Source organism: Wenzhouxiangella sp. 15190 (genome assembly GCF_003417465.1).
GTDB lineage: Bacteria > Pseudomonadota > Gammaproteobacteria > Xanthomonadales > Wenzhouxiangellaceae > Wenzhouxiangella.
Window position 1 is genome coordinate 1 of the sequence record NZ_QVMV01000053.1, and the last position, 25027, is coordinate 25027.

The 25027-nt window shown below is 62.1% G+C and carries 18 protein-coding genes; 14 read left to right on the forward strand and 4 right to left on the reverse strand.

Annotated features, from left to right (window positions below):
• Positions 1–952 (forward strand): hypothetical protein (locus DZK26_RS14360; RefSeq protein WP_220337083.1); only part of this gene is annotated, 952 nt, incomplete at its 5' end.
• 103 nt (positions 953–1055) lie between these two features.
• Here the strand turns inward: DZK26_RS14360 and DZK26_RS14365 are convergent.
• Positions 1056–1586 carry a YSC84-related protein gene (locus tag DZK26_RS14365; RefSeq protein WP_181918330.1) on the reverse strand — a complete coding sequence of 177 codons (531 nt, stop codon included), beginning with the start codon at positions 1584–1586 and terminating at the stop codon, positions 1056–1058.
• A 560-nt stretch (positions 1587–2146) separates the two neighbouring features.
• On the opposite strand from DZK26_RS14365, the gene DZK26_RS13715 reads away from it, so the two are divergent.
• The 3 genes from DZK26_RS13715 to DZK26_RS13725 all read left to right on the forward strand — a co-directional run bounded on the left by DZK26_RS13715 (position 2147) and on the right by DZK26_RS13725 (position 5623).
• Positions 2147–2296: a lmo0937 family membrane protein gene (locus tag DZK26_RS13715; protein ID WP_116897752.1), complete on the forward strand. Its 150-nt coding sequence runs from the start codon at positions 2147–2149 to the stop codon at positions 2294–2296.
• Between the two features lie 1077 nt (positions 2297–3373).
• The gene (locus tag DZK26_RS13720) at positions 3374–4753 is read left to right on the forward strand and encodes an ice-binding family protein (protein WP_181918329.1); all 1380 of its coding nucleotides are present in this window, start codon (positions 3374–3376) and stop codon (positions 4751–4753) included.
• A gap of 243 nt (positions 4754–4996) precedes the next feature.
• A complete protein-coding gene (locus DZK26_RS13725) occupies positions 4997–5623 on the forward strand; it encodes a hypothetical protein (protein ID WP_116897750.1) in 627 nt (208 codons plus the stop codon).
• A 35-nt stretch (positions 5624–5658) separates the two neighbouring features.
• Here the strand turns inward: DZK26_RS13725 and DZK26_RS13730 are convergent, their stop codons facing one another.
• On the reverse strand, positions 5659–6372 hold the full coding sequence (locus DZK26_RS13730; protein WP_116897749.1) for a Crp/Fnr family transcriptional regulator: 714 nt from the start codon (positions 6370–6372) through the stop codon (positions 5659–5661).
• 135 nt (positions 6373–6507) lie between these two features.
• The gene (locus tag DZK26_RS13735; protein ID WP_116897748.1) at positions 6508–7221 is read right to left on the reverse strand and encodes a Crp/Fnr family transcriptional regulator; all 714 of its coding nucleotides are present in this window, start codon (positions 7219–7221) and stop codon (positions 6508–6510) included.
• Between the two features lie 243 nt (positions 7222–7464).
• On the opposite strand from DZK26_RS13735, the gene DZK26_RS13740 reads away from it, so the two are divergent.
• The 7 genes from DZK26_RS13740 to DZK26_RS13770 all read left to right on the forward strand — a co-directional run bounded on the left by DZK26_RS13740 (position 7465) and on the right by DZK26_RS13770 (position 18735).
• Complete coding sequence (locus DZK26_RS13740; protein ID WP_220337080.1) at positions 7465–8691, forward strand: efflux RND transporter periplasmic adaptor subunit; 1227 nt, start codon at positions 7465–7467, stop codon at positions 8689–8691.
• Positions 8688–11804, forward strand: a complete 3117-nt coding sequence (locus tag DZK26_RS13745) for an efflux RND transporter permease subunit (protein ID WP_116897747.1) — start codon at positions 8688–8690, stop codon at positions 11802–11804. The genes DZK26_RS13740 and DZK26_RS13745 overlap by 4 nt, the downstream gene beginning before the upstream one ends.
• Positions 11805–11975: 171 nt before the next feature.
• Positions 11976–13262: an acetyl-CoA carboxylase biotin carboxylase subunit family protein gene (locus tag DZK26_RS13750; protein ID WP_258870839.1), complete on the forward strand. Its 1287-nt coding sequence runs from the start codon at positions 11976–11978 to the stop codon at positions 13260–13262.
• 147 nt (positions 13263–13409) lie between these two features.
• Complete coding sequence (locus tag DZK26_RS13755; protein ID WP_147306621.1) at positions 13410–15410, forward strand: hypothetical protein; 2001 nt, start codon at positions 13410–13412, stop codon at positions 15408–15410.
• Complete coding sequence (locus DZK26_RS13760) at positions 15410–16525, forward strand: histone deacetylase (RefSeq protein ID WP_220337078.1); 1116 nt, start codon at positions 15410–15412, stop codon at positions 16523–16525. Before DZK26_RS13755 ends, DZK26_RS13760 begins: the two co-directional genes overlap by 1 nt.
• A gap of 156 nt (positions 16526–16681) precedes the next feature.
• Complete coding sequence (locus DZK26_RS13765) at positions 16682–17527, forward strand: hypothetical protein (RefSeq protein WP_116897745.1); 846 nt, start codon at positions 16682–16684, stop codon at positions 17525–17527.
• Positions 17527–18735 (forward strand): hypothetical protein, encoded by a 1209-nt coding sequence (locus tag DZK26_RS13770; RefSeq protein WP_116897744.1) that lies wholly within the window; start codon positions 17527–17529, stop codon positions 18733–18735. The genes DZK26_RS13765 and DZK26_RS13770 overlap by 1 nt, the downstream gene beginning before the upstream one ends.
• Before the next feature lie 9 nt (positions 18736–18744).
• Here DZK26_RS13770 and DZK26_RS13775 read toward each other — a convergent pair whose 3' ends face one another.
• Positions 18745–19419, reverse strand: coding sequence for a cytochrome c (locus tag DZK26_RS13775; RefSeq protein ID WP_116897743.1), 675 nt, complete (start codon positions 19417–19419; stop codon positions 18745–18747).
• Between the two features lie 188 nt (positions 19420–19607).
• On the opposite strand from DZK26_RS13775, the gene DZK26_RS13780 reads away from it, so the two are divergent.
• The 3 genes from DZK26_RS13780 (at position 19608) to aceE (ending at position 24943) form a co-directional block, all read left to right on the forward strand.
• Positions 19608–20831: a P1 family peptidase gene (locus DZK26_RS13780; protein ID WP_220337077.1), complete on the forward strand. Its 1224-nt coding sequence runs from the start codon at positions 19608–19610 to the stop codon at positions 20829–20831.
• 60 nt (positions 20832–20891) lie between these two features.
• Positions 20892–22148 (forward strand): dipeptidase, encoded by a 1257-nt coding sequence (locus tag DZK26_RS13785; protein WP_116897741.1) that lies wholly within the window; start codon positions 20892–20894, stop codon positions 22146–22148.
• A gap of 119 nt (positions 22149–22267) precedes the next feature.
• Entirely contained in the window at positions 22268–24943 is a 2676-nt protein-coding gene (gene aceE, locus DZK26_RS13790; protein WP_116897740.1) for a pyruvate dehydrogenase (acetyl-transferring), homodimeric type, read from the forward strand.
• Positions 24944–25027 lie beyond the last annotated feature (84 nt).

Below are 25027 nucleotides of genomic sequence, written 5' to 3' on the forward strand. Positions count from 1 at the left end.
CACCGTCGAGAAGCAGACCCTGCCTGACGGCAGCCTCCAGGCGTTCGACTTCACCGGCGATGTCGCCGGCTCGCTTACCGACGGTAACAGCATCACGGTCCTGGTGGATCCGGGCACCTACACCTCGACCGAGACCCTGCCCGCCGACTGGGACCTGACTTCGATCGTTTGCGACGATGCGAATAGCACCGGCGATATCGGCACGGCGACCGCAACCTTCAACGTCGAGCCCGACGAAGCAGTACGCTGCGTTTTCACCAACACCGAGCGCGGCACCATCATCGTCGAGAAGCAGACCAACCCGGAGGGCAGCCTGCAAGGCTTTGGCTTCACCGGCGATGCGGCAGGCACTTTGACTGACGACGAGCAGCTCGTCATCGGCAACCTGGCGCCGGGAGCCTACAGCTCGACCGAATCGATTACGGAAGGCTGGGAACTAACCGACATCATCTGCAATGATGCCGACAGTACCGGCGATATCGCAAGGGCAACCGCGAACTTTGTGCTCGATCCGGGCGAGACCGTAACCTGCGTGTTTATCAACACGGAGGCGACTGCGAATGAAGGCACGATCACCATCCTAAAACAGGCCAATCCTGCCGATACGAGCCAGTTGTTTGCCTTCACCGGGGATCTGGGTGAATTCAGCTTGATGCATGGGGAGTTAATCGTGGAAACGCGAGCACCCGGCACTTATGGCGTAAGCGAAACACTGCCGGCCGGCTGGCAGCTCGACAGCGCCAACTGCAGCGACGGGTCACCAGTCACCGCCATCGACCTTCAGGCCGGTGAGAATGTGACCTGTACATTCACGAATTCGCTTCTGGCGGTACACATGGTCAGCGTCCCGCTATTTTCCCGCGGTGGCCTTATAATCCTTTTATTGACGATATTGATAATTGCTGGCGTGTTTCAAAAGCATTCCGGGTTGAAAACAAGGCAGCGGGTTTAGTGTCAGGGTTTCTGAATATCTCTGCGTTGCGTCCAGAGTATAAAAAAAACGGCACTTCATTTATGGAAGTGCCGTGGTCGAATCTACGACCCTAAAGCAGAGCTTATCTGGCCGCGAATGCTTGGTAGGAGAACTTCTGTCCGCCAACTCCGGCTTCGAACATCAAGCCAGCTTCATCCATGGTGAATACGGCGACGCCATCTTCGAATTTAGCGTTTGTGCCTTCGCCGGATTGCAATGCGACGGCCGTGGCCTGGGAACTGAATTCATAGTTCCCCTGGAGGAATTTATCCAGCGCATTAGTCGTTTCAAATACCAGAATCTCGGTATATGCTTGGCCGCCGAGTTGCAGGCCGAGGGTGGCCTGGCTCAAGTCGGTATAACCGACCTGCGTGCCATTCTTGTAAACGATACCTCGCCCGTAGGCACCACCGACAACTGCACCACCCTTGCCGCCGCTCGGGAATACGGCGTAGCCGGGTGCGCTTTGGATGATGGCATCAAACCCATTGTTGCTGGCTCTCGCCAGGCTCAGCGCGGTATTTGCATCCTGCTTGAGATCGCTTCGATCATATGCGCTCTTGGCTGCCGTCGAGCATGCGGCCAAGAATGTGATGCCCAGGGCTGTAATCAACAAGCCAGAGATAAGCCTCGATCCGGGGAATTGTTTGCTTATAGTAAACATATTTGACGTCCTGTTACGGTGCTCGAGTTGAGCACGCGATAAAAAGGATAGCAAGGTGTCTGGTCCGCGTCTGTACGTTGACGCAGCTGTTGCATGTTTAAATACGAATCCGCAATGGAAGCTTTGTGGGTTGCCGGCTGTGCCTGGTTTGTGGTCGGTGAATGGATGCATAGACCAGTCAAAGAGGCGTGCCCGGTTTGCAAGCAACCTCCGAAGCCATGCGCTGGCTCGGAAAGGGCAGTAGTGTCGAATGCGTTGTTTCTTTTTACGTTGGCGCTGGATCTGGGTCATGTCCTGGCCAAAGCCAGTATTGCTGGAAGGCGCCCCGGTAAGGTTACTGGACCAAGAACCCCTATTCCGCCGCGTCGGTTTGCCCGTCCGATCAGGGGGTCATCTCTTGCCGGAGACAGCGGTGCACATGGGTGCGAGAGCGCACAGATGAATTCCGGTCACAGCGGTATGCTTTAAAGGAGTCTCTGGCTTATCACAAAATCCAAGGAAGACTGATTATGTTATTTACAATTGCTGTTGTTCTCGCTGTACTTTGGGTGCTCGGCTTCGTCTCTGGCACCACCATGGGTGGTTTGATTCACCTCCTAATAGTACTTGCCGTCATCATGGTACTGTTCCAGCTAATTAGCGGACGCCGTGTCGGATAGGGTTAGGTTGTTGATCGGGAGCCTCTGAATGAACCTTCAGGGGCTCCCTGGTGACCTTGCCGTCAAATATGCCGGCCTCCTTTGTCGCTCTAGCGTATTTGATCGTACCTGCATGTGTGCTTGCGTGTTCCAACCATGATGTTCATGTTCCAGTCGCAATCTATATCCATCCGGCCGGTCGGTAGGTTCATTCGTGTGGTGCAATGAATGGGCATCATTCAACGCCTGGCTGAGTAGAAGCACGTTTTGCAGAAGCTGTGTGTTTTCCTGCAGGAGCTTCTCGATTTGCGTGAGAGCTTCCTGAAGTTGAATTTGCGGGTCCGCACTCTGGAGACAGCTAAACTGCTCCGGACGCGCACCTAATCGCCACCGCGCTCGCATAAACTGCGCGACCTGGTTTTCCACGATTCCCTTAATAATCCCGGGCTGAATCCGCATGGTCGAGTGTTCGTGGCCATTCATTGTGTATGTAGTCATATCGAAATCCCTATTGGCAGTGAACCGAAGAAGCGGAATAATCCGGTCCTGTTCCCGCTATGTCTTACGAAACATAAAATCCGCGGCAATGACTTTTCGATTGCCCGGAAAAATGCTCGGTTTTAGCGTGCCGGCCTGGCGCCATGGCGACGCATCCCCATGCCGATGCCGCAGGACAGGTATCGTTCCGCGGTCGACGCGAGGTTTGCCGACTGTTCTTAAAATGACTCTCGCCGGATTGCGTGTCTGTTCGGGAGCGAACAAGGCTTGCTGAGATCGCTGGAGAAGTTATGGACGGCTCCGGACGTGCTTCGGAGAAGTCATATCTGAAACTCCGCCGAACCTGGCGAAGGTTGCGGGCAGGGATATCAGCGCTGTGCGGATACGACGGGATGGAAAGAGTGGTTCCATAAATGATGCTGTCGTTTCTGTGTGCGGTACCGCACAGAAATCCAGCGAGCCCCAAATTAGCCTTGAAATGTCATATATACATAGCAAATGGCTACTAGGGAGAATTACTTGAGAATCATGAGTTTACGAGCCCCCAATACGCGGTGCCTCAGGCCAGTTTCTCCGGGCGTGGGCGTATTCCCGCCACGGATGGCGCGTATTTTTCAGGCCAGTGCGGGTGCGGCGTTGTTGTTGCTTTCGGTCCCGGCGTTTTCCCAGACCGCACCCGACCTCGGATCGACCAGCTCATTCGCGATCGTTTCCGAGACTTACAGCAATACCACGGCCGGGACGGCAATCGACGGTGATGTCTGTTTCACCACCGGGCCCGCTGTTGATCCCACCGTTAACGGGACAGTTCAGACACCCTGCCCGGCGCAAACCGGGACTGACCAGAACGCCGCCCGATCTGACCTGGACTCGCAATCATGTACTTCGATCGGTGCCGCCGTAGCCCTGGACGAGGTGAGTATCGACGGTGGCCCGCCGGGCGAGTTTCCACCCGGCTGCTACTCGAGCACGGGGGCCATGAGCATCACCACCGGCACGACGGTTACGCTGAGCGGCGACGGGGTCTACATATTCCGGCCGGACGGCGCGCTTGACGCCGCAGCCGATTCCAGCGTCGTAACGGCCGACGGGGCCTGCACGGACAATGTTTTCTGGACGCCCACCGGTGGCACCACTATTGGCGCCAATTCCGCTTTTGTCGGCACCGTGTTTCGTGGCACGGCTGATGGTCTCAGTATTACGTTGGGGGACTCGGCATCGCTTGAAGGCAGGGCACTGGCGTTCGGTTCGACCGTCACGACGGCCAACAACGCAATTGCCGTTCCAAGTGCATGCGATCAACAGCAAACCGGCACCGGAACCATTATCGTCGAAAAGCAGACCAACCCGCAGGGCAGTACCCAGGGCTTCAGCTTCACAGGCGACGCTCTCGGTGTCATCGCCGACGGCGAGCAGATTGTCGTCGACAATCTGGCGGCGGGTAATTACAGCGCGACCGAGGCAGTCCCGGAAGACTGGGAGCTGACCGATATTGTCTGTAACGATACCGACAGTAGTGGCGATCTCGGAACCGCAACCGCAGACTTCGTGCTCGACGCCGGTGAGACCGTCACTTGTGCATTTGTCAACACGGAACTCACTGCGACCGACGGCACGATTACCATACTCAAACAGGCCGACCCGTCCGATACGGGCGAGTCATTCGACTTCAGCGGGGATCTCGGCAGCTTCAGCCTGATGCACGGCGAATTCATCGTGGAAACGCGACCACCTGGTACCTACGCCGTGAGTGAAACAGTACCGGCTGATTGGCAGCTCGACAGTGCCACCTGCGACAATGGCTCATCGCCCGATGCCATTGCCCTCGAGGCAGGCGAGAGCGTGACCTGCACATTCTCCAATTCACGCGGACCGCTCAGCATACCGATCTTTTCACAGGGCGGGATTGCGCTGATTGTCTTGATGATGTTGATGATTGCTGTCTTCTCCATGCGGCATATCGATCTGAATCGAAGATAGCAGTTTCAATTCCAGGAAAAACCCTGGCCGTTCGCGCGGCCGGGGTTTTTTTGTGGAACCGGCGGTTGGGCACTGATCACGCTCTGCGTGTTGAAACCGTGACCCACCTCCTGTTTTCCGTCCTTCTGTCACCCAGAAACCTTGACGCCGGCACCCGATGAGATGGACGATGCAGCCTGGTGATTGGCTCGGGATGGTTTTTCTCGGATCGGGAGAAAAGGTATCAGGAGCGTATGCGCGTACTTGGTTGGCCTGTTGTTGGTGCTGGGCTGGGTGGTATCAACGGCCCATGCCAGTGAAGGTTTTCCGGCCAGTCCGTACCTGGAGCAGAATCTGGTTCGGGCGGCTCAGGCGTTTCCCGGCGATGTGCCCCGGCAGCGGTGCTGGGCGGCGGCCAATTCAGTCTGGCAGTACGCCCGCGATCGATTCGGGCCGGATCATGTCCGGGCCTGGCGCATGCCTTGGTGGCGCGGTGGCCAATGGCGCAAGCTTTGCGATGGCGAAGGGCTGCGCACCATGGACTCGCGCCACTGGGGCATTACCTGTCCCTACCGGTCCTGTCCGGAAGGGGAGGGGCCGTATATCAGCATCAATCATGACCGTATCTACTCGGGGCAGTGGCCCGAGTCCTGGCTGCACGGCCGCTACTACTACGTCATGGCGCATGAAATGGCGCATGCGATCGGTCACTACTACGGTGACCCGCGCTGGGCCGATGATCACTGGGCGGATGCCGTGGCGCATACCTTCGGCGCCCCGGTCTGTACGCATTCCCCGTACTGCCGCCATGGCTCACCCAATCCCGGGTTAGTGCAACAAGCGCCATCCGACGTTCCGGTGGTTCCGCCACTTGCCCCGGTGGGCAACTGATCGGGCCGGTTCGTCACGCCGTTAATCGGACCGATTCAAGCGCAACCGAATTGGCGTTGGTAAGCCGCAATGGCCGCCGGATAACATTCGCAGGCGACCGACTCCAGGCCGGGGCGCGAGAGTACCTGGATATGCCCGCGACTGTAGCGAATCAATTGCTTGTCCTGCATTTGACCGGCGGCGATGGTGACGGCGCTGCGCCGCACGCCCAGCATGTCACCCAGAAACAAGTGGGTCAGCACCAGGGGTTGCCCCCCGGCGCGGTCGTCCATCATCAACAGCCAACGGGCCAGGCGGGCGGAAACTTCGTGGAAGGCATTGCAGGCCGCGGTCTGGCCCAGTTGCTCGGCCAGCACGAATAGATAACCATGGACCGCGCGCTTAAGGGCCGGACTATTCTCGAGCTGTTGCCGGAAATCGGGTGCCGGAATCTCCAAAACAGTGCCGGTTCCCTGGGTGATGGCTCGCATCGGGTGGCGCTCGACGCCCAGGGCCAGCGAGGCGCCCAGCATCCCTTCGAAACCGATCATGCCCATCTCCAGCGGCCTGTGCCCGCCGACCTCGGCCGTGATCGAAATAATGGCCGTGGTAGGAAACAGCACATTGTAAACGGGCGCACCGGCTTCGGCGAGTACTTGATCGAACTCGACATCGACCGGATGACAGGCGGCCATGAGATATCGGGCCGTGGCGGCTGGCAGCTGATCGATCAGTTGATTGGTGGCAGGTTGTTCGGTTGATTTGGACATGGGCCTTTCCTGCCAGGAAGCCGCCACCTGCCGGATGGGCGGGTGTTGCAGCAATCCTTGCGTGACCCATGCTCGTCGCTATGGCGCTGTCCGTCTGTTCGCCAGGGCACACTCGCCATTCAGGCCGGATCAGCTCTAGAGGTGCTTCGCGTAGGTTGCCAGGCGGTCGGTTTCGCTCTTGACCACGGCGTAGCACTCGCAGCTGAGTTCTTCCAGTTTCGGGCGGTCCAGCACGGTGATGTGGCCGCGTTGGTAATTGATCACACCCAGCTTCTGCAGCTTGCCGGCCGCTTCGGTTACGCCCTCCCGGCGTACACCCAGCATATTGGCGATCAGTTCCTGGGTCATGGTCAGCTCGTTGGTCGGCAGCCGGTCGAGGGAGAGCAGCAGCCAGCGGGCCAGCTGTTGGTCGATGGAGTGATGCCGGTTGCACACTGCGGTCTGGGCCATCTGGGTGATCAGGGACTGGGTGTAGCGCAGCATCAGCATGCGCATGGCGGCATCGTTGTGGAATTCGTGCTTGAGCTCGCCAGCCGGCATGCGGTAGGCCGTACCGGCGCTTTGGACCACCGCCCGGCTGGGGGTGCTGTCCCCGCCCATGAATACCGCGATGCCGACGATACCTTCGCGGCCCACGACCGAGATCTCGGCCGAGTGGCCGTCGAGCATGACGTAGAGCAGGGAAATAATGCAGTCGGCCGGGAAATACACATACTGGACATCCTGGCCCGCAGCGTAGATTTCCTTGCCCAGGGGCAGCTCGATCTCGCGCAACAACGGGAAAACCCGCTCCTTTATCGGATCAGGCAAGAGAGCGAGCAATTCATTTCTTTCGGGTCCGGTTTCCATCGCCAACTCCGTTGCCGTAACTCAACACGCCATTATGGCGGGGTGGCATCGGCACGTATGTTCGATAGCGAACAGACTAGCATAACGGCTGTCTCCCTCGACGAGGACCGGGCGCATTGACGGCAGGATCTTGCGGTATCTGTTAGTTTCAGGCGAAACCTTCGGGGCGCGACGTTGTCCGCTCACAAGTAGCCGGCCGAGTAATCGACGCCGAACAACGGATTGACGAGGGATACATACCCGGTGAGTACTGACACGCCAGCCGTGAGAAACGACCGCAGCAAACGACGCATCGCGACCACGCTGTTTATTTGCGCAGTGCTGGTCCTGGGCGCTGCCATCCTGCTTTATTTCATCTTCAGCACCGAGCCGACGGCCAGCCGTGACGGGGCCGTGCGCCAGTCGGCCTCGCTGGTGGACGTCACCCAGGGTGAATTCGGCAGCTTCCGGCCGATGATCGAAGCCATGGGCACGGTGCGTCCGGCGCGCGAGATTTCCCTGAGCGCCCGCGTAGAAGGGGAAATCGTCGGACTGCATGAATCCTTCGTGCCGGGCGGTTTCGTCGACGCCGGTGAAATGCTCGTGCGTATCGACGATGCCGACTACCGGATTGCCCTCGAACAGCGCGGTAGCGCGCTCGAACAGGCCATCGCCGAGCTGGAGATCGAGCGCGGCGAGCAGCAGGCGGCGCGCTCCGACTATGAATCCTTCGACCGGGACCTGCCGCCCGAGCGCCGGGCGCTGGTGCTGCGCGAACCTCAATTGCGCTCCGCCGAGGCCAACGTCGAATCGGCCCGCGCCGATGTCGAACAGGCCGAGTTGAACCTGGAGCGTACGACCGTCGAGGCGCCCTTCGATGCTCATGTGCTCAGCCGGGAAATCAATCTCGGATCCCAGGTCAGCCCAGGCGCGGCACTCGGGCGGCTGGTCGGTCTGGATACCTTCTGGGTCGAAGCCACCGTGCCGGTCTCTCGCCTGCAGTGGCTGCGAGTGCCCGACGGCGACGGGCCCGGTTCGAGCGTTGTAGTTCGGAACCGCAGTGCCTGGCCGCAGGAAGCGGTTCGCGAAGGCGAGGTGTTTCGCCTCATCGGTGAACTCGAGGGCAGCACGCGCCTGGCTCGTGTGCTGATTTCGGTCGAGGATCCACTGGCGCGCGAGAGCGACGAGAACCTGCCGCGCCTGATGCTGGGCGAGTACGTCGAGGTCCGCATCGAGGGGCGCGAGATTGGCGACGTGCTGCGGCTCGACCGCGACTATATTCGTGCCGACGACACCGTCTGGCTGATGGTCGACGGCCGCCTGGTCATCCAGCCCGTCTCGATCGTGTTCCAGGACGAGCGCTACGCCTATATCGATGAAGGCTTGAGTGCGGACGATCGTGTCGTGACGACTCGCCTGGCCACCGTCCAGGAGGGCCTGCGCCTGCGGCTGGACGACGACACCGATTCCGGGGAGGACATCGACGCATGAGCGATTCCCCGACTGGCGACGGTCTCCACGCCCGGGGGCCGATCGCCTGGATGGTCCGCAACCCGATCGCCGCCAACCTGGCCATGATCATCCTCCTGGCCGGCGGCGTGTGGACGGCGATCAGCATGCAGAAGGAAGTCCAGCCGCGCTACGAGCTGGACTACGTCGACGTCAGTGTGTCCTACCCGGGGGCGGCGCCCGAAGAGGTCGAGCAGGGCATCCTGCTGCCGGTCGAAGAGTCGGTGCGCGGCGTCCAGGGCATCAAGGAACTCACCTCGACGGCCCGCGAGGGCTCGGGTTCGATCAGCCTGGAGCTGGTCGCCGGGGTCAATCGCATGCGGGTTTACCAGGACATCGATCAGGCCGTCGCCCAGATCCGAACTTTTCCCGTCGATGCCGAGGAACCGGAAGTCCGGCTGCGTTCCTGGCAGCGCGACGTCATGGAGATCGGTCTCTACGGCGACGTCGATACCTGGACGCTGCGCCAGCTCGGTGAGCGCGTGCGCGACCAGTTGCTCACGCAGCCGAACATCACGCAGGTCGAGATCGGCAACGTGCCGTCCTATGTCACGCATGTCGAGATTTCCCAGGACGTGCTGCGCGAATACAACCTGACGCTCGCGCAGGTCGCCGACCTGATCGAACAGTCCAGCCGCGACGTGCCGGCCGGTGCCATCGACACCAGCCGCGGCGAGATTCTGCTGCGGATGAAGGAGCGCCGTGAATGGGCCCGTGAAATGGCCGATATCGTCCTGGTCAGTTCCGAGACCGGGGCGCCGCTACGCCTGGGCGATATTGCCGAGGTGCGCGACGGCTTCGAGGAGGCCGGTTTTCACTCGCAGTTCAACCGCCAGCCCTCGATCGAGATCGAGATATTCCGGGTCGGCACCCAGTCGCCGCTGGAGGTCGCCGAATCGGTGCAGACCGTGCTCGACGATCTGGAAAACGCGCTCCCCGAGGGCGTGACCTGGCGAATCGATTCCAACCGCGCCGAGGAGTTTTCCGACCGCCTCAATCTCCTGCTCAAGAACGGCGCGCTGGCGATCATCATCATCCTCCTCATTCTGGCCCTGTTTCTCGAAGCGCGCCTGGCCTTCTGGATCATGATGGGTATGACCATTTCCTTTGTCGGGGCCATCAACTTCCTGCCGGGCTTCGGCATCAGCATCAACATGATCTCGATGTTCGGCTTCCTGGTCGCGCTGGGGATTGTCGTCGACGACGCCATCGTGGTGGGCGAGAACATCTACGAGCACCGTGAGCGCGGCCTGGGCATGATGGACGCGGCCGTCACCGGCGCGCGCGAGATCGCCTGGCCGGTCACCTTCAGCATCCTGACCAACATCGTCGCCTTCCTGCCGGTGATGTTCATCCCCGGCATCATGGGCCAGTACTGGTGGCCAATGCCGGTGGTGGTCGTGACGGTGCTCGCCCTGTCGCTGCTCGAGGCACTGTTCATCCTGCCCTCGCACCTGGCCCATATCCGCGAGCGCTCGCACGCGACCGTGGGCGAGACCCTGCATACCGTGCAGCGTCGCTTCTCGCGCGGGTTCGCGTACTGGATCGACACGCGCTACAAGCCTTTTCTGGAGATGTGCCTGCGGCATCGCTACGTTACGCTGACCGGCGCCATCACCCTGCTGGCAGTCACGGGGGGCTACGCGCTCAGTGACCATCTGGGCATGATCATGATGCCCGAGCAGCCGGCCGACGAGATCGAGGCCGGGGTGCGCCTGCCGGTGGGAACGACGCGGGATGTCGCCGCCGACATGGCCGCCCAGATCACCAACGCCACGCACCAGATGTTCGAGGACAACGATCTCTACGAGGCGGCCGAGGGCATCAAGACAAACGTACGCGGCAGCAATTTCATCGACGTCGAGATCGTCATGCTGCCGCCGGCCGAGCGTGATATCTCCACCCAGGAAGTGATCGAACTCTGGCGCAATCAGATCGGCGATATCAAGGGTGTCGACCAGATCACCTTCGAGGCCGAGCGGGGGCCTGGCAGCTGGCGCGACGACATCAGCATCGACCTGAGCCATTCCGACATCGGCGTGCTCGAGCACGCCGCCGCCGAACTGGTCGAGCGTCTGGAAGCCTTCGGCAACACCCGCGACGTCAACGACAACTATGAACGCGGAAAGGCGCAGCTCGATTTCACCCTTCTACCCGAGGGGCGTGCGCTGGGCCTGACGCCGGTCGAGGTCGGCCGCCAGCTGCGCGGCGCTTTCTACGGCGACATCGCCATGCGCTACCTGCGCGGGACCAACGAGATCGAGGTCCGGGTGAAGTTGCCCGAGGAAGCGCGCGAGGATATCCGCACGCTGGAGAACTTCATGGTCCGCACGCCCGACGGCGTGGAAGTGCCGCTCTCGGATGTGGCCCGTGTCGAACCCGGCAAGGCATTCACCTCGATCAACCGACGCGACGGCCGCCGGGTGATCAATGTCGGAACCGACGTCGAACCCAAGAGTGCGGTCAGCCGCGTTCTGGCCGCCGTCAACGAGGATGTGCTGCCGCAGTTACGGGCGGACTTTCCGGGCATCACCTGGACCTATGAGGGCAGCCAGGCCGAACTGCGCGAATCCACTGCGGCGCTGTGGGGCGGTTTCGGATTGGCGCTGTTCGCTGTCTACGCGTTGCTGGCCATTGCCTTCAGCAGTTACATCCAGCCGCTGATCGTGATGCTGGCGATTCCCTTCGGCATCGTCGGCGGCATCATCGGGCATGTCCTGCTCGGCTACGATCTGTCACTGGTGAGCATGCTCGGGGTCGTGGCCGTCTCCGGGGTGGTCGTCAACGGGGCGCTGATCATGGTGCATTTCGCCAACCGCAAGCGCACCGAGATGTCGGCGCATGACGCCATTCTCGCCGCCGGCACGCGACGATTCCGTCCCATCGTGCTGACCACCGTGACCACCTTTGGCGGTTTGGCACCGATCATTCTCGAGACTTCCATCCAGGCCGTGCACCTCGTTCCCATGGCCATCTCGCTGGGCTTCGGCATCCTCTTTGCCACCTCGATCATGCTGGTGGTGGTGCCTTGCTTCTACATGATCCTCGAGGACATTCACGAAGGCGTGCAACGCCGTCGGTCGGTATCGGCCTGACGGTCCCGCGAAGCATGTCCGAATCCGGGCGTGCAGCACATTGCAGGAAAATGTCGGCATTTTTCGCGATTGATCGCCAAAAGCCCTGCATTTTTCAAAAAATTCATGTGCCCGTGTTAGGTTTGAAGTATCCGAGAATTCGCTCATTCGCTTCTCCAAGGAGACATCCGCATGGTTCAGCAGAATCCGACCGCACCATCCGAAACCGGCGCCCGGGGAGGTGGGTCTGGAACGAGAGACAAGAACCCCGACAAGGGCTACATCGCGCTTCTTGGCTGGAGTCTCAACGCCATCGATGCCATGGCGCGCTTCGACCGGCGCTACGTCGTGGTCGCCCCGGCGTGGGCGGCCGACTACGCCCGTGAACACGACATTCCGTTCATCCAGTGGGACTTCGAGCGACTCAACGAGCGCTCCCTGGAAATCGCCGAGACACTCAAGAAGGAAGGCGTGGACGTCTCGATCCCGCTATTCGAAGAGACCGTCGAATGGGCCGGCGCGATCAATTCGGTGCTGATGGACCAGCCGCGCCTGCACGGACAGTCCGTCCTGTTCCGCGACAAGGCGTTGATGAAGCGCCGTGCTCACCTCGGCGGTATCCGGGTCGGCGTGTTCGAGGAAGCGCATGACCGCGACGATGTCTACCGTTTCCTGCGCCGCGTCAACCAGACGCTGCTCAAGCTCGACGGCGACCCCAACGATCCGATTCACCTCAAGGCCTTCGATCAGGCAGGCTGCCTGGGACACCGGGTAATCCGAAGGCCCCAGGAAATCGATACAATCCCGGACACCGATTTTCCGCTGCTGATGGAATCCCATCTCGACGGCTGGGAATTTGCCGTCGAAGCCTGGATTCACGATGGCGAGATCAAGTTTCTCAACATTTCCGAGTACGTCACGCTCGGCTACTCGGTTTTCGTGCCGGCAACACCAGAACTCGAAAGCTGGCGTGAAGCGATCACGCGTGAGGTGGAGAAGCTGGTCAAGGCCTTCGATATCAAGTTCGGGCTGATTCACCCCGAGTACTTCGTCACCGCCGACGGCACCATGTACTTCGGTGAAGTCGCCTATCGACCGCCGGGTTTCAAGGCGTTCGAGTTGATCGAGCGCGCCTACGGCTTCAACGCCTACCAGGCAACGGCACTGGTGTTCGATCCCAAGTCGACGAAGGAAGAAGTCGACGCCTTCTTCCCCGAGCCGGTCAAGGGCGCCAAGGGCCATGCGGGTTGTTTCGGCGTTTTCCCGCGCCGGCGCGTGGTCAGCCAACTGGCTTTCCCGGAAGAGACGGCCGAACATCCATACTTCGAGAGCCACGAGCTCTATCCCTTGCAGGAAGAGGTGGTGGCCGAACGCGAAGCCTTCGGCACACACTGGGGCCTGGTCTACTTCTTCGGTGACGATCCGCACAAGATGCGCGATCTGCTCAAGCACCAGGAAGAGCTGGACTTCTATATCTGACAACGCCGGAAACGCTTCGCGTGCACATCGCGTGCACAGCGAGGCGATCCGCTATGATCGGGAAAGTCAGCCGCGGCTTCATCGACACCGAAGCCGCGTGCTCACCCGATTCGCTCGTCACCTTTTTTACGCATGGAGTACCAGCGCTTGCAGGAGCCATCTCACAACGATGACCCGGACCTGAGCCGGTTGGGCGAGAATTTCGAGCATGCGCTTGAAAGCGTCGCCCGCGTTACCCCGATTGCCAAAGCCGGCCAACTTCCGCGTCTTTTCAACGCCACGCTGCGGCTGCTCAGGCGTCCGGGTGGTGCGGCCACGCTGTATGCCCATGCCGGCCGGCTGGACGAGGCGGGTGTTTTCGAGGGCAGCGACTGGAACCACCCCGAACGCCTGCAGCCGGAACTGTCGCGCGGTTCCCTGACGGGAGCAGCCGATGCGCTGTCTGTCGAAGCGCTCAGCCGTCTGCGCATGCTTGCCATCGCCGAAGGTGACTACCGGCATCCGCTGGTCAGTGCCGAGGCGGCGCGTCATTTTCTCCAGCGCAGCCTGGTGCTGAACCTCGACTTGTTGCTGGGCGATCATTCCGAGGCCGGTCGGTCGGGCGGCGGCCATCACGAGGCTGTTCAGAACCTGCTTTCATTCGAGCTCGACCGCCTGGGCGGGACCAACCTCGTCGAGGCGCTGGTTACCGAAGCCGATCACATTCTCGAGCAGCGCCCGATCGATGTTTCCGGCGTACGCCAGTTGCTCGAACACATCGAACGCCTGCTTCGGCGAACGGACTTGTCCGAAGAGACAGCCGCCCTCGAGCGCGGCCGGCTGCTGCTCGATGCGAGCCGGGGCCCCACGGAGTTGAGCAGTACCTCGCCGGAGGCCAGTGTGGCGCTTTTTCAGGAACTGCCCGGGGCGCAGCAGGACGGAGAGCTGGCCGCCCTCGGGCACTCGATGAACGAAACCGGTCTGGTTTGCCCCGCCCACGGCGCGATCCTCAGGTTTCTGGCCGAATCCGGCAGTGACGAGCAATTGGTGTTGGCGATGGGGCTCGACCCGGTCGGTGCCGACAGTCTGGATGCGTTCAATGCCCTGGTGCGGGCCCTGATCGTCGAGGGGGTCCATCCAGCGACGGCCCAGTGCATCGTTGCGCTGAGCAATCTGCTCGATCACGGTACGCTGTTTTTCCCGCCGGTCCCGCCGGCCTTGTGGCGCTTGACGCGACTCGATCCGCTGCCGGAGGTTGCGGCGCACCTGCGCAAGGAATTCGGGCATGAGGATCCACCTTCCGGCCGCAGCCTGCTTTTAGCCGGTGTCATCGGTGTGCTCGGCCTGCCATTGGGCGTGAGCCAGGGCAACAATCCCACCTGCCAGTCTGCACGCGCAATCAGTCTGTGGGCCCAGATCGATCCCGGCTTCCTGCTCGAGCTGGTGATGTGGGCCGCACGCGACGACGAGATCGACCTGCACTTCGAGGGCGACCTGATCCGCTCGAGTGAGCTGAGTGAAGGGCTGATCGAGGACTTCCATACCGAGCTCGATACCGTTTCCCTCGTGCTCGTGCCGCATCTCGACAAGATCTACTGGGAGATGGGGCGGCGCATCGTCGGCCGCGGTGAAGACGGGCACCGCTGGATCAATCCCGAATTCCACGGCTGGTGGGTGCACCGCGGTTTCGCCACTACCTTCGATTACGCCAGCGGCGCGGTCAACGATTTCTCCGGTTTCATCCGGCAGTTTCACGCGGCGTATCATCCCCGCTACAACGGCGGCGCCGACCTGATCTATCCGCAGCCGGCGGGCATTGTTGCCACCGACCCATTCGGTAACTTCATCGGGTTGCACGCCATCGCCATTCAGCGCGTCGCACTCGGCCCCGAGGGCGTGATGCGTGTCTACTTCTACAACCCCAACAACGAGGGTCGGCAGGACTGGGGGCAGGGTATCGTGACGTCGACCCGGGGGCATGGTGAGGTACCGGGGGAATCCTCGCTGCCATTCGAGCAATTCTGTGCCCGTCTCTATGTGTTCCATTTCAACGAACGCGAGCTCGGTGATCCCGATACAGTGCCCGAAGACACGGTCGATGCCATCGCAGGCCAGGTGCGAACGAGCTGGGCCGCCGAGAAGGCTTGGCAGGAAGTGGTTTCGAGCTGATGACTGCTCCGCTGGCAGTGGTCTACCACGAAGAAATGCTCCAGCACCAGCCGCCGGGGTTGGAACCGGGGATGCGCGACTACCACGCGCGCCAGCTGCGTGCCCGGCTCGGCGAACTGGTCGCCAGCGGGCTCTGGCGCCATCCCGAACGGCCCGAACGGCTGTCATCGCTGGTCGAGCGCGCGCGTGAACTCGACGACGGCAGACTGCTGTGGCTGGCGCCTGAGCGAGCCGATGAGCCGACCGTCCGTCGGGCTCACACCGGCGGTCATATGCAGCGTCTCGACAAGCTCAGGGGGCGCAAGCGCATGCTCGCGATCGATTCCACGGCGGTGTCGCCGGGCAGTGTCGATGCGGCGTTTCGTGCCGCGGGTGCGGTCTGTACGGGGGTCGATGCCGTGTTCGATGGCCGGGCGGCGAGTGCCTTTGCCCTGGTGCGCCCCCCAGGCCACCATGCCAGTGCGGCGCATTATCGCGGTTTCTGCCTGATCAACAACGTCGCCGTCGCGGCGGAGCATGCGAAGGCCGTGCACGGCGTCGAGCGCGTGCTGATCGTCGACTGGGACATTCACCACGGCAACGGTACGGCCTCGATCTTCGCAGCCGACCCGGATGTGCTTTTCTTCGATCTCCACCGTGCCGCACCCTACTATCCCGGCAGTGGCGCGCTGGAGGATGTCGGGCAGGGACGCGCGCGCGGCACGAATTTGAACGTACCGCTACCGGCGGAAACCAGCGACCTGGCGGTCCTCGAGGCCATCGATCGCATTCTCGTCCCGGCGGCACGCCGGTTCCGGCCCGGTTTGATCCTGGTCTCGGCGGGTTTCGACGGTACGAGCGAACACCTTGCCTGCCGGTTCAGCAGGGAGCTATATGCGCATCTGACCGATCGTATGCAGAGATTGGCCGATGAGCTGTGTCACGGTCGGCTGGTCCTGGCGCTCGAGGGGGGCTATCACCTCGATCCCATGCGCGAGGCGCTGGCACACTGCATGCGTACGCTCAGTGAACCCGGCAGCGAACTGCCACCGATACGGCGCAGCCGGATCGGCCTGCCGGCCGTGCGCGAAGCGGCGGATTTCCTGGCCGGGCAGTCTTACCTGCTTCAAGACTGACGTTCGGCCCTATCGTCATTGCCGTGGGCGTGATGAGGATTTCGGCCGAGGTGGCGGTCGTGGCGTTGAACATGCGTCGAGGACAAGGGCCTGGTCCAGCTTGGCCTCGATGTTCGCGCCCGCTATAGTGTTGGCCCGATCCGTCGAGGCAAGAAAATGTACCTTTTGAAGTCATTCCTGGCGTTGTTGCTGGGGGCCGCCTGCTTCGTGGCGGCCACTGTGCACGCCCAGGTTCCCGACAGTTTCATGCGCCTGGCCGAGGATGCTGAAGGTGACCCGCAATCCCTGCAAGTTGCGCTGGCGCATTACCGTGACCAGCAGGGCAGGACGCTTCACCTGGTCGGCGCCATCCACGTAGCGGATCGATCCTACTTCAAGGATCTGCAGCGGCGGTTCGATGATTACGAGGTCGTGCTTTACGAAATGGTGGGTGACCCCGACGGCAAGGGAGAGCGTCCGGCCGGTACGGGGCTGAACCTGGTCGGATTGCTGCAGGGCGGGATGAAGGATGCGCTGGGTCTGGCTTTCCAGCTCGAGGAGATCGACTACGACCGGCCCAATTTCGTGCATGCGGACATGACGGCCACGGAATTCAGCGACAGCATGACCAGTCGCAATGAATCCTGGATGGGCACGTTCATGCAGATGTGGGCGGCATCGACGGTATCCCAGGACGCTGCGAAGCAGCAGGCCCAGGTGCTTCGGGTGCTCTTTGCCAGCGATCGCCAGTTGGCACTCAAGCGCATGATGGCTGAATCGATGATCGATCAGGCTCGCGTCATGGAAGTACTTGCCGACGAGGACGGATCGGTGCTGATTACCGAGCGCAATCGCAAGGCCCTGACGGTACTCGGGGACGAACTCGATGATGGCGCAAGCAACGTCGCACTGTTCTACGGCGCCGGGCACCTGCCCGACTTTCACCGTCGCCTGGATGATGAATTCGGGTTCGAATTGCAGAACATCGAATGGCTGGATGCCTGGGACCTGGGGGACGCGTGATGTCGAGCTCCACTTCCGTCCTCCCGACCCGATTCCGTTATCGGCTCAGCCCGGTCAACATGCGTCGCGGTCTCTGGGTGGTGCTGGGTTCGTTCGCCGTGCTGCTCCTCGTTGGCGAGTTGGTTTCCGGCGATCTTTTCTCCGAAATCCTGGAAGACCTGCTGAATCAGCCCGCGTGGGCGCTCGCGCTGGGGTCAGTGGCCAGCCTGGCATTGATCGTCCTGATCGCACGCATCGTGTCCATGGCGAAGGATGCCTGGCTGGTGGTCGATACCGAGGGCATACGCTGTTCACCGCACAAGTACCACGGGCCGAGAACCTGGCTGCGACACAACTGGCAGTTGCCGTGGTCGGCCATCGAGCGGGCGGTCGTCCGGCACCCCGGCCCGAAGGCGCACCATGTGCAAAACTGGATCAACACCACGCTGACCCTCGAAAGCGCGCAGGGTCGCCACGATCTGGGTCTGTTGCACTGGGATCCCGTCGACGACCCGCTTGACCGCCCCGATTTGATGGCCATGCGGCCGGGCAAGCAACTGCATGCGTTGGCCGAAACGCATCCGCTGGTTCGGCACCTGGAGCAGCGCGATATCGAAGTCGAATTCGAATCACTCGGTCTTCGCGGGCGCTGGGGTATGGGCAAGCCCGCTGCCGACCGGCCCAACGCGAAAAACGACGATGCGCCGGTCGACCTGATGCAATTCAAGTCGCTGGTGCTCATGCTTTCACTGATGGGCGCCATCGGCGTGGCCGCCGCACTGCACTTCATGGTGTTGCCACCGATTCGCGCGCTGTGGTCGCCGAACTACGGCTTGTCGGTTCTGCTCGCGAGCCTGGTCTTGGTGGCCGGGGCGTTGCTGGCGAGCGCCGCTCCCGTTCGGGAGCGGACCATCATCGCGTTGCTGCTCGGTTTGATGAGCGGATTGCTGTTCCACCCCCTGTCGGTGCGCTGGCAAGCGCTGACCGGCCCACCCGCGGAGCCGGCCGATTACATCGTCGAAGCGCCGGGACGGTTCCAGCCGGTCGACGCGAGACATCCGGCCATGGACCTCTCCGACCTGAATATCCCCGAATACTGGGCAAGTCTTTCAGCCGGCGATGTGCAACCGTTCGACCTGCAGACAGCGGGTGGTGACCGCTACATCCTTCGGCTCGATTCGCTGTTCGAGCGCACCCGGGATTTTTACGGGCGCCGGGAAGCGCAATAGCGGAAACGCTCAGGCTGTCTCGCCTTCGCCGCCGGAACCGTTGTTGCCGTTTTCGGCTTCGTCGGACCCGTCTTCGTCTTCCGCCGAGTCCCCGGAATCGGCCGCCCGCTCGTCATCCGTCGACGGTTCCCCGGTTTCCGATTCTTCCTCGGTGGCTTCCGGTTCCTGCTCGGGCTCAGGCTCGGGTGGCTCGACGAGATTGCGGTACTCACCCTCGGTCAGGCTGGAGGCGGTCTGCAGGAAGGCCGCAATCTGCCAGAGTTGCTCGTCGGAGACGCGCTCCTCGCCGATGCGCGGCATGGCCGACATCTTGATGCCGTTGCGCGCTACCCAGTACATCTCGGCCGGATCGGGTTGGCCACGGGTCAGGGCCGGCGGGCGTGGATCGAAGCTGTCGCTCGGTGACCGTCCCGGTCGGCCGTGACAGCCTGAACAACTCTCGTCATAGGCAACCGCACCGGCTTCCGCCATGTCCGAATCGTCGAGGTCCGGGACGTCGATGTCGCCCGCGCGGGTCTCGATGGCGCGCTCGCGCAAGGTTCCCAGGTACCAGGCCGTCCATGGCGTGTGGCCGGTGCCGACGGATATGTCGTAATGTCCGCTGTAGGCATAGGCGATCGCCGCTCCCACGACGATTACCACCAGGATCAGCACGGTACGGATAAATCGCCCGATTGTCTTCATCGCTCGTCTCCCTTAATCAAAAGCGCAAGAACCCTCATCATAGCAAGCCTGCCGCCGGGTGCCTCGGCGGCGGGATCGGGAGTCGTCAACCAGGCTTCGCCATTCGACTGGGAAAGCGAAGCCGTGTCGCCCAGAATGGGGATGCTCATGCACAACCATCGTCATTCAATCACCAGGGAGATGTCGTCGTGAGAAATTTTGCTGATGGATTGATTGGCCCCGGTCTTTGCCTGTTGTTGTCGATGTCCGTCTCCGGATTGGTGGCGGGCGAGGGTCCATCCGGGCGTACCCGCGACCTGGGCTTGTCGCCCGGCGTCCTCTCGGCCGGTAAATGGAATGCCATCACCGACGTGGGGGGTGTGCAGGTGGGGCATTTCACCCTGATCGAGGGTAAGGGCATTCGTACCGGCGTGACGGTGATCCTGCCCCACGACGGCAATCCCTATCGCCAGCGGGTCCCGGCAGCGGTGCACGTGGGCAACGGCTTCGGCAAGGCGGTGGGCTTCACCCAGATCAGCGAGCTCGGTGAATTGGAGACACCGATTGCGCTGACCAATACGCTCGCCGTCTACCAGGCTGCCCACGGCGTGGCCGACTGGGTGCTGGACTTGCCGGGCAACGAGGATGTCCGATCGGTCAATGCCGTCGCCGGCGAGACCAACGACGGCTGGCTCAACGATATCCGTGCCCGGGTGATCGAGCCCGACCACGTGCATCGGGCCATCGAGGCGGCCGACAGCGGACCGGTGCGCGAGGGCAATGTCGGTGCCGGTACGGGCACGCGGGCGCTCGGCTTCAAGGGCGGTATCGGTACGGCCTCGCGGGTGTTGCCGGCCGGTCGCGGCGGCTACACGGTGGGTGTGCTGGTGCAGTCGAACTTTGGCGGAATCCTGACCATCGACGGCGTGCCGGTCGGCGAACGGCTCGACACGCACTACATGGCCGATGAGGTGCCCTACGAACGGCCCGACGGCCCCGATGGTGCCTCCAGCGACGAACCGGCCGGCTATGATCCCGATGCCGACGGGTCGATCATGATCGTCGTGGCCACCGATGCGCCGTTGGGTTCGCGCAACCTGGAGCGCCTGGCCCGCCGCGCCATGCTGGGTGTGGCACGGACCGGCGGATTCTCCTCCAACGGCAGCGGCGACTATGTGATCGCCTTCTCGACGCATCCCGACGTGCGCATCGAAACCCGGGAAAGTGATGTTCGCGGAACGCGACGGCTGGCTAACCCGGCCATGTCGCCGTTGTTCCTGGCCGTGGTCGAGGCCGTCGAGGAAGCGATTCTCAATTCGCTTTTCGCCGCCGAGACCCTGAGCGGGCACAAGGGCCGCAGCGTGCCGGCCCTGCCCACCGACCGGGTTGTCCCGCTGCTGGAACGTGGCGGGGTGATCGACAAGCCGGATTGACGAATGGACCGGGCTCACGGCAAGCTCTTGCATCGTCCTTAACCCGAGTACCGATCCATCATGTCACGAGCACTGATTGCCGTATTGCTGTTGACTGCAGCCTTCAATACGGTCCGCGCCGAATCCCCGGATGCCGAATCACCCCCACTCGAGCAAGCGCGGCAGCTGCTCGATCGCCATGCCCTGATCGATGGGCACAACGACGTGCCGTGGCAGGTGCGCGAGCGCTTCGAGCGCCGGGTTGGCGAACTGGACTTCGCCGGCGACACCGCGACGCTGGAGTCGCCGATGCACACTGACCTGTCGCGTCTGCGCGACGGGCGCGTGGGAGCACAGTTCTGGTCCGTGTATGTCGATCCGGAATTCTCCGGCGACGAGGCGGTGCGTATCCAGCTCGAGCAGCTCGATGTCGCCCATCGCCTGATCGATCGCCACGATGCGCTCGAGTTCGCAACGACCGCCGATGACATCGAGCGTGCTTTCGAGCAGGGACGCATCGCCTCGCTGCTCGGCCTCGAAGGCGGCCATACGCTGAACAATTCACTGGCCGTGCTGCGCATGTATCACCGGCTCGGTGCCCGCTATCTGACGCTGACGCACTGGCAGAGCCACGACTGGGCCGATGCGTCCACCGATGCCGCCCGTCACGAGGGGTTGAGCGAATTCGGCAAGGAAGTCGTGCGCGAGATGAATCGGCTGGGCATGCTGGTTGACCTGTCGCACGTCAGCGAGGCGGTCATGCACGATTCACTCGACGTGAGCGAGGCGCCGGTCATCTTTTCGCATTCATCGGCCCGCGGCGTGACCGATCATCCGCGCAATGTGCCCGACGATGCACTGGAGCGCCTGCCCGACAACGGCGGTATCGTCATGGTCACTTTCGTTCCCGGTTTCATCAACGAGACCGTGCGCCAGTGGGACGCGCGCAAGGAAGGCGAACAGGCGCGACTGGAACGGCTGCATCCGGGCGATGCCGAAGCGGTCGAGGCCGGCATGGAGGCCTGGGAGGCGAACAACCCGGCGCCCCGCGCGACGATCGCCGACGTGGCCGACCACATTGACTACATCCGCGATCGCATCGGGGTCGAGCACATCGGAATCGGCGGCGACTTCGACGGCATTTCATCCACGCCGGAGGGGCTTGAGGACACCGCCACCTATCCGGCGTTGTTCGCCGAGTTGATCCGCCGCGGCTACAGCGACGAAGAGCTGGTCGCGATTGCCGGCGGCAACATGTTGCGGGTGTTGCGCGAGGCCGAAGCGGTTTCCGGTCGCCTGCGCTCTGAACGCGGTCCGTCTCAAGTCCAATACGAGTGACGGTCTGCCCCGCAATACGCCGGGGTATGGGATAGCGTTGTTTCGAAGCCGGCTTTGTTAACGCAGTCTCGTTACAATAGCCGTTCTCGATAATGAATTCGGCCCAGGAGAGGCGAGGCATGGTGCAACAGTATCCCCACCCCGACGACATCGATTCGCAGGAGACTCAGGAATGGCTCGAGTCGCTGGCCGCGGTCGTCGACCGTGACGGCCCGGAGCGGGCCCACTTCCTCCTGGAGCGCTGCGTCGAGTTGGCGCGGCGCTCGGGCGCGCACCTGCCGTTCGACCTGACGACGGCCTACATCAACACCATTCCGCCGCACCGTGAGCCGAATATGCCGGGTGACGGGTCGCTGGAACGGCGCATCCGTTCGATCATTCGCTGGAACGCGATGGCCATGGTGGTGCGCGCTGCGCGCCGCGGCGGCGAACTGGGCGGCCATATCGCCAGCTTCGCCTCGGCGGCCACGCTCTATGACGTCGGCTTCAATCATTTCTTCAAGGGCCCCGATCACGAAGACGGCGGCGACCTCGTCTACATCCAGGGCCATTCCTCGCCGGGCATCTATGCGCGTGCCTTCCTCGAAGGGCGGATGACCGAGGAACAGCTCGACGGCTTCCGCCAGGAGGTCGACGGCGAGGGCATCAGTTCCTATCCGCATCCCTGGCTGATGCCGGAGTTCTGGCAGTTTCCGACGGTGTCGATGGGCCTGGGCCCCATCATGTCGATCTACCAGGCGCGCTTCCTCAAGTACCTGACCAACCGCGGTATCACCGATGCCAGCAAGCGCAAGGTCTGGAGCTTCCTCGGCGACGGCGAGATGGACGAGCCCGAATCGCTCGGGGCGATTTCGCTGGCCGGCCGCGAAAAGCTCGACAACCTGGTGTTCGTGGTCAACTGCAACCTGCAGCGCCTCGACGGACCGGTCAGGGGCAACGGCAAGATCATCCAGGAACTGGAAGGCTTCTTCCGCGGTGCCGGTTGGAACGTCGTCAAGGTCATCTGGGGTTCCTACTGGGACCCGCTGCTGGCGCGAGACACCAAGGGCCTGCTCCGCCGGCGCATGGAAGAGGCACTCGACGGCGACTACCAGAAATACAAGGCCAATGATGGTGCCTACGTGCGCGAGCATTTCTTCGGCGCCTACGACGAGCTCAAGGAAATGGTCGCCGATATGTCCGACGAGGACATCTGGCGACTCAACCGTGGCGGCCACGATCCGCACAAGATTCACGCCGCCTATCACGCCGCCACTCATCACGAGGGCCGGCCCACGGTCATCCTGGCCAAGACCATCAAGGGCTACGGCCTGGGCCAGTCCGGCGAGGGGCAGAACATCTCGCACCAGCAGAAGAAGCTCGACGACGAGGGCGTTAAGTATTTCCGCGACCGTTTCAATGTCCCCGTCTCGGACGACAAGCTTTCCGAGGTGCCCTACTACCACCCGGGCGATGACTCCGAGGAAGTGAAATACATGAAGAAGCGCCGGGAAGAACTCGGCGGCTTCCTGCCGCAGCGTAAGGTCGATTACGAGGCGCTCGAAGTACCCGAGCTCGACGCCTTCTCCAAGATGCTCGAGTCGACCGGCGAACGCGAGATTTCCACGACCATGGCCTTCGTGCGTTGCCTGACGGTGCTATTGCGCGACAAAAAGATCAAGGACCGCGTGGTACCGATCATCTGCGACGAAGCGCGAACCTTCGGCATGGAAGGCCTGTTCCGCCAGATCGGTATCTACGCGCCGTTCGGTCAGCTCTACGAGCCGGTCGACTCCGACCAGCTTGCTTATTACAAGGAAGAGCAGAAGGGCCAGGTGCTGCAGGAAGGCATCACCGAGGCCGGCTCGATGAGTTCCTGGATCGCCGCGGCGACCAGCTACGCCTCGACCGGCATGCCGATGATTCCCTTCTACACCTTTTACTCGATGTTCGGCTTCCAGCGCATCGGTGACCTGGCCTGGGCGGCCGGCGATATGCGCGCTCGCGGCTTTCTCATCGGCGGCACCTCGGGTCGGACCACGCTCAACGGCGAGGGCCTGCAGCACGAGGACGGCCACAGCCAGGTGCAGGCCGGACTGATTCCCAACTGCGTGTCTTACGACCCGACGTTTGGCTACGAGTTGGCGGTGATCCTGCAGGATGGTCTCAGGCGAATGTACGCCGACGGCGAGGATGTCTACTACTACATCACCGTACTCAACGAGAACTACCAGCATCCGGAGATGCCAGAAGGCGCCGAGGAGGGTATCCGAAAGGGCATGTATCTGTTCCGTGAGGGTGAGGGCGGCAAGGACAAGCCCCGCGTTCAGTTGATGGGATCGGGCTCGATCCTGCGCGAAGTGATTGCTGCCGCCGATATCCTGAAGGATGACTATGGCGTCGAGTCCGATATCTGGTCGGTGACCAGCTTCAACGAGGTGCGCAAGGAAGGCTACGAGGTCAGCCGGCGTAATCGCCTCAAACCCGACGAATCACCCAGGACGCCATGGATCACCGGCCTGCTCAAGGACCGCAAGGGCCCGGCGGTGGCAGCCACGGATTATGTCCGTGCCTTCGCCGACCAGGTGCGCGAATTCGTGCCGCAGGATGACTACATCGTGCTGGGCACCGACGGTTTCGGCCGTTCGGACACGCGTGAGAACCTGCGTCGCTTCTTCGAAGTCGACCGCTACAACGTCGCCTGGGCCGCGCTGGTCGGTCTCAACCGCCAGGACAAGTTCGACGACGACAAGCTGGTCAAGGCGAGGAGCGCGTTGAATATCGATCCCGACAAGCCGCTGCCGACGGCGGTTTGAAAGGACGTGAATGGTAAGAAGAAAATAGAAAATTGTGAAAAGTAAATAGAAGAAGGGCGAGTACGCCTGTTTTTCTATTTTCTA

Excerpts from the sequence above, each read along its gene's own strand:
- DZK26_RS13750 (WP_258870839.1), top strand. The coding sequence starts at position 11,976 with ATGGTTCAGCAGAATCCGACCGCACCATCCGAAACCGGCGCCCGGGGA.
- DZK26_RS13745 (WP_116897747.1), top strand. The coding sequence starts at position 8,688 with ATGAGCGATTCCCCGACTGGCGACGGTCTCCACGCCCGGGGGCCGATC.
- DZK26_RS13765 (WP_116897745.1), top strand. The coding sequence starts at position 16,682 with ATGTACCTTTTGAAGTCATTCCTGGCGTTGTTGCTGGGGGCCGCCTGC.
- DZK26_RS13775 (WP_116897743.1), bottom strand. The coding sequence starts at position 19,419 with ATGAAGACAATCGGGCGATTTATCCGTACCGTGCTGATCCTGGTGGTA.
- DZK26_RS13785 (WP_116897741.1), top strand. The coding sequence starts at position 20,892 with ATGTCACGAGCACTGATTGCCGTATTGCTGTTGACTGCAGCCTTCAAT.
- DZK26_RS13770 (WP_116897744.1), top strand. The coding sequence starts at position 17,527 with ATGTCGAGCTCCACTTCCGTCCTCCCGACCCGATTCCGTTATCGGCTC.
- DZK26_RS13760 (WP_220337078.1), top strand. The coding sequence starts at position 15,410 with ATGACTGCTCCGCTGGCAGTGGTCTACCACGAAGAAATGCTCCAGCAC.
- DZK26_RS13715 (WP_116897752.1), top strand. The coding sequence starts at position 2,147 with ATGTTATTTACAATTGCTGTTGTTCTCGCTGTACTTTGGGTGCTCGGC.
- DZK26_RS13735 (WP_116897748.1), bottom strand. The coding sequence starts at position 7,221 with ATGGAAACCGGACCCGAAAGAAATGAATTGCTCGCTCTCTTGCCTGAT.
- DZK26_RS13720 (WP_181918329.1), top strand. The coding sequence starts at position 3,374 with ATGGCGCGTATTTTTCAGGCCAGTGCGGGTGCGGCGTTGTTGTTGCTT.
- aceE (WP_116897740.1), top strand. The coding sequence starts at position 22,268 with ATGGTGCAACAGTATCCCCACCCCGACGACATCGATTCGCAGGAGACT.
- DZK26_RS13730 (WP_116897749.1), bottom strand. The coding sequence starts at position 6,372 with ATGTCCAAATCAACCGAACAACCTGCCACCAATCAACTGATCGATCAG.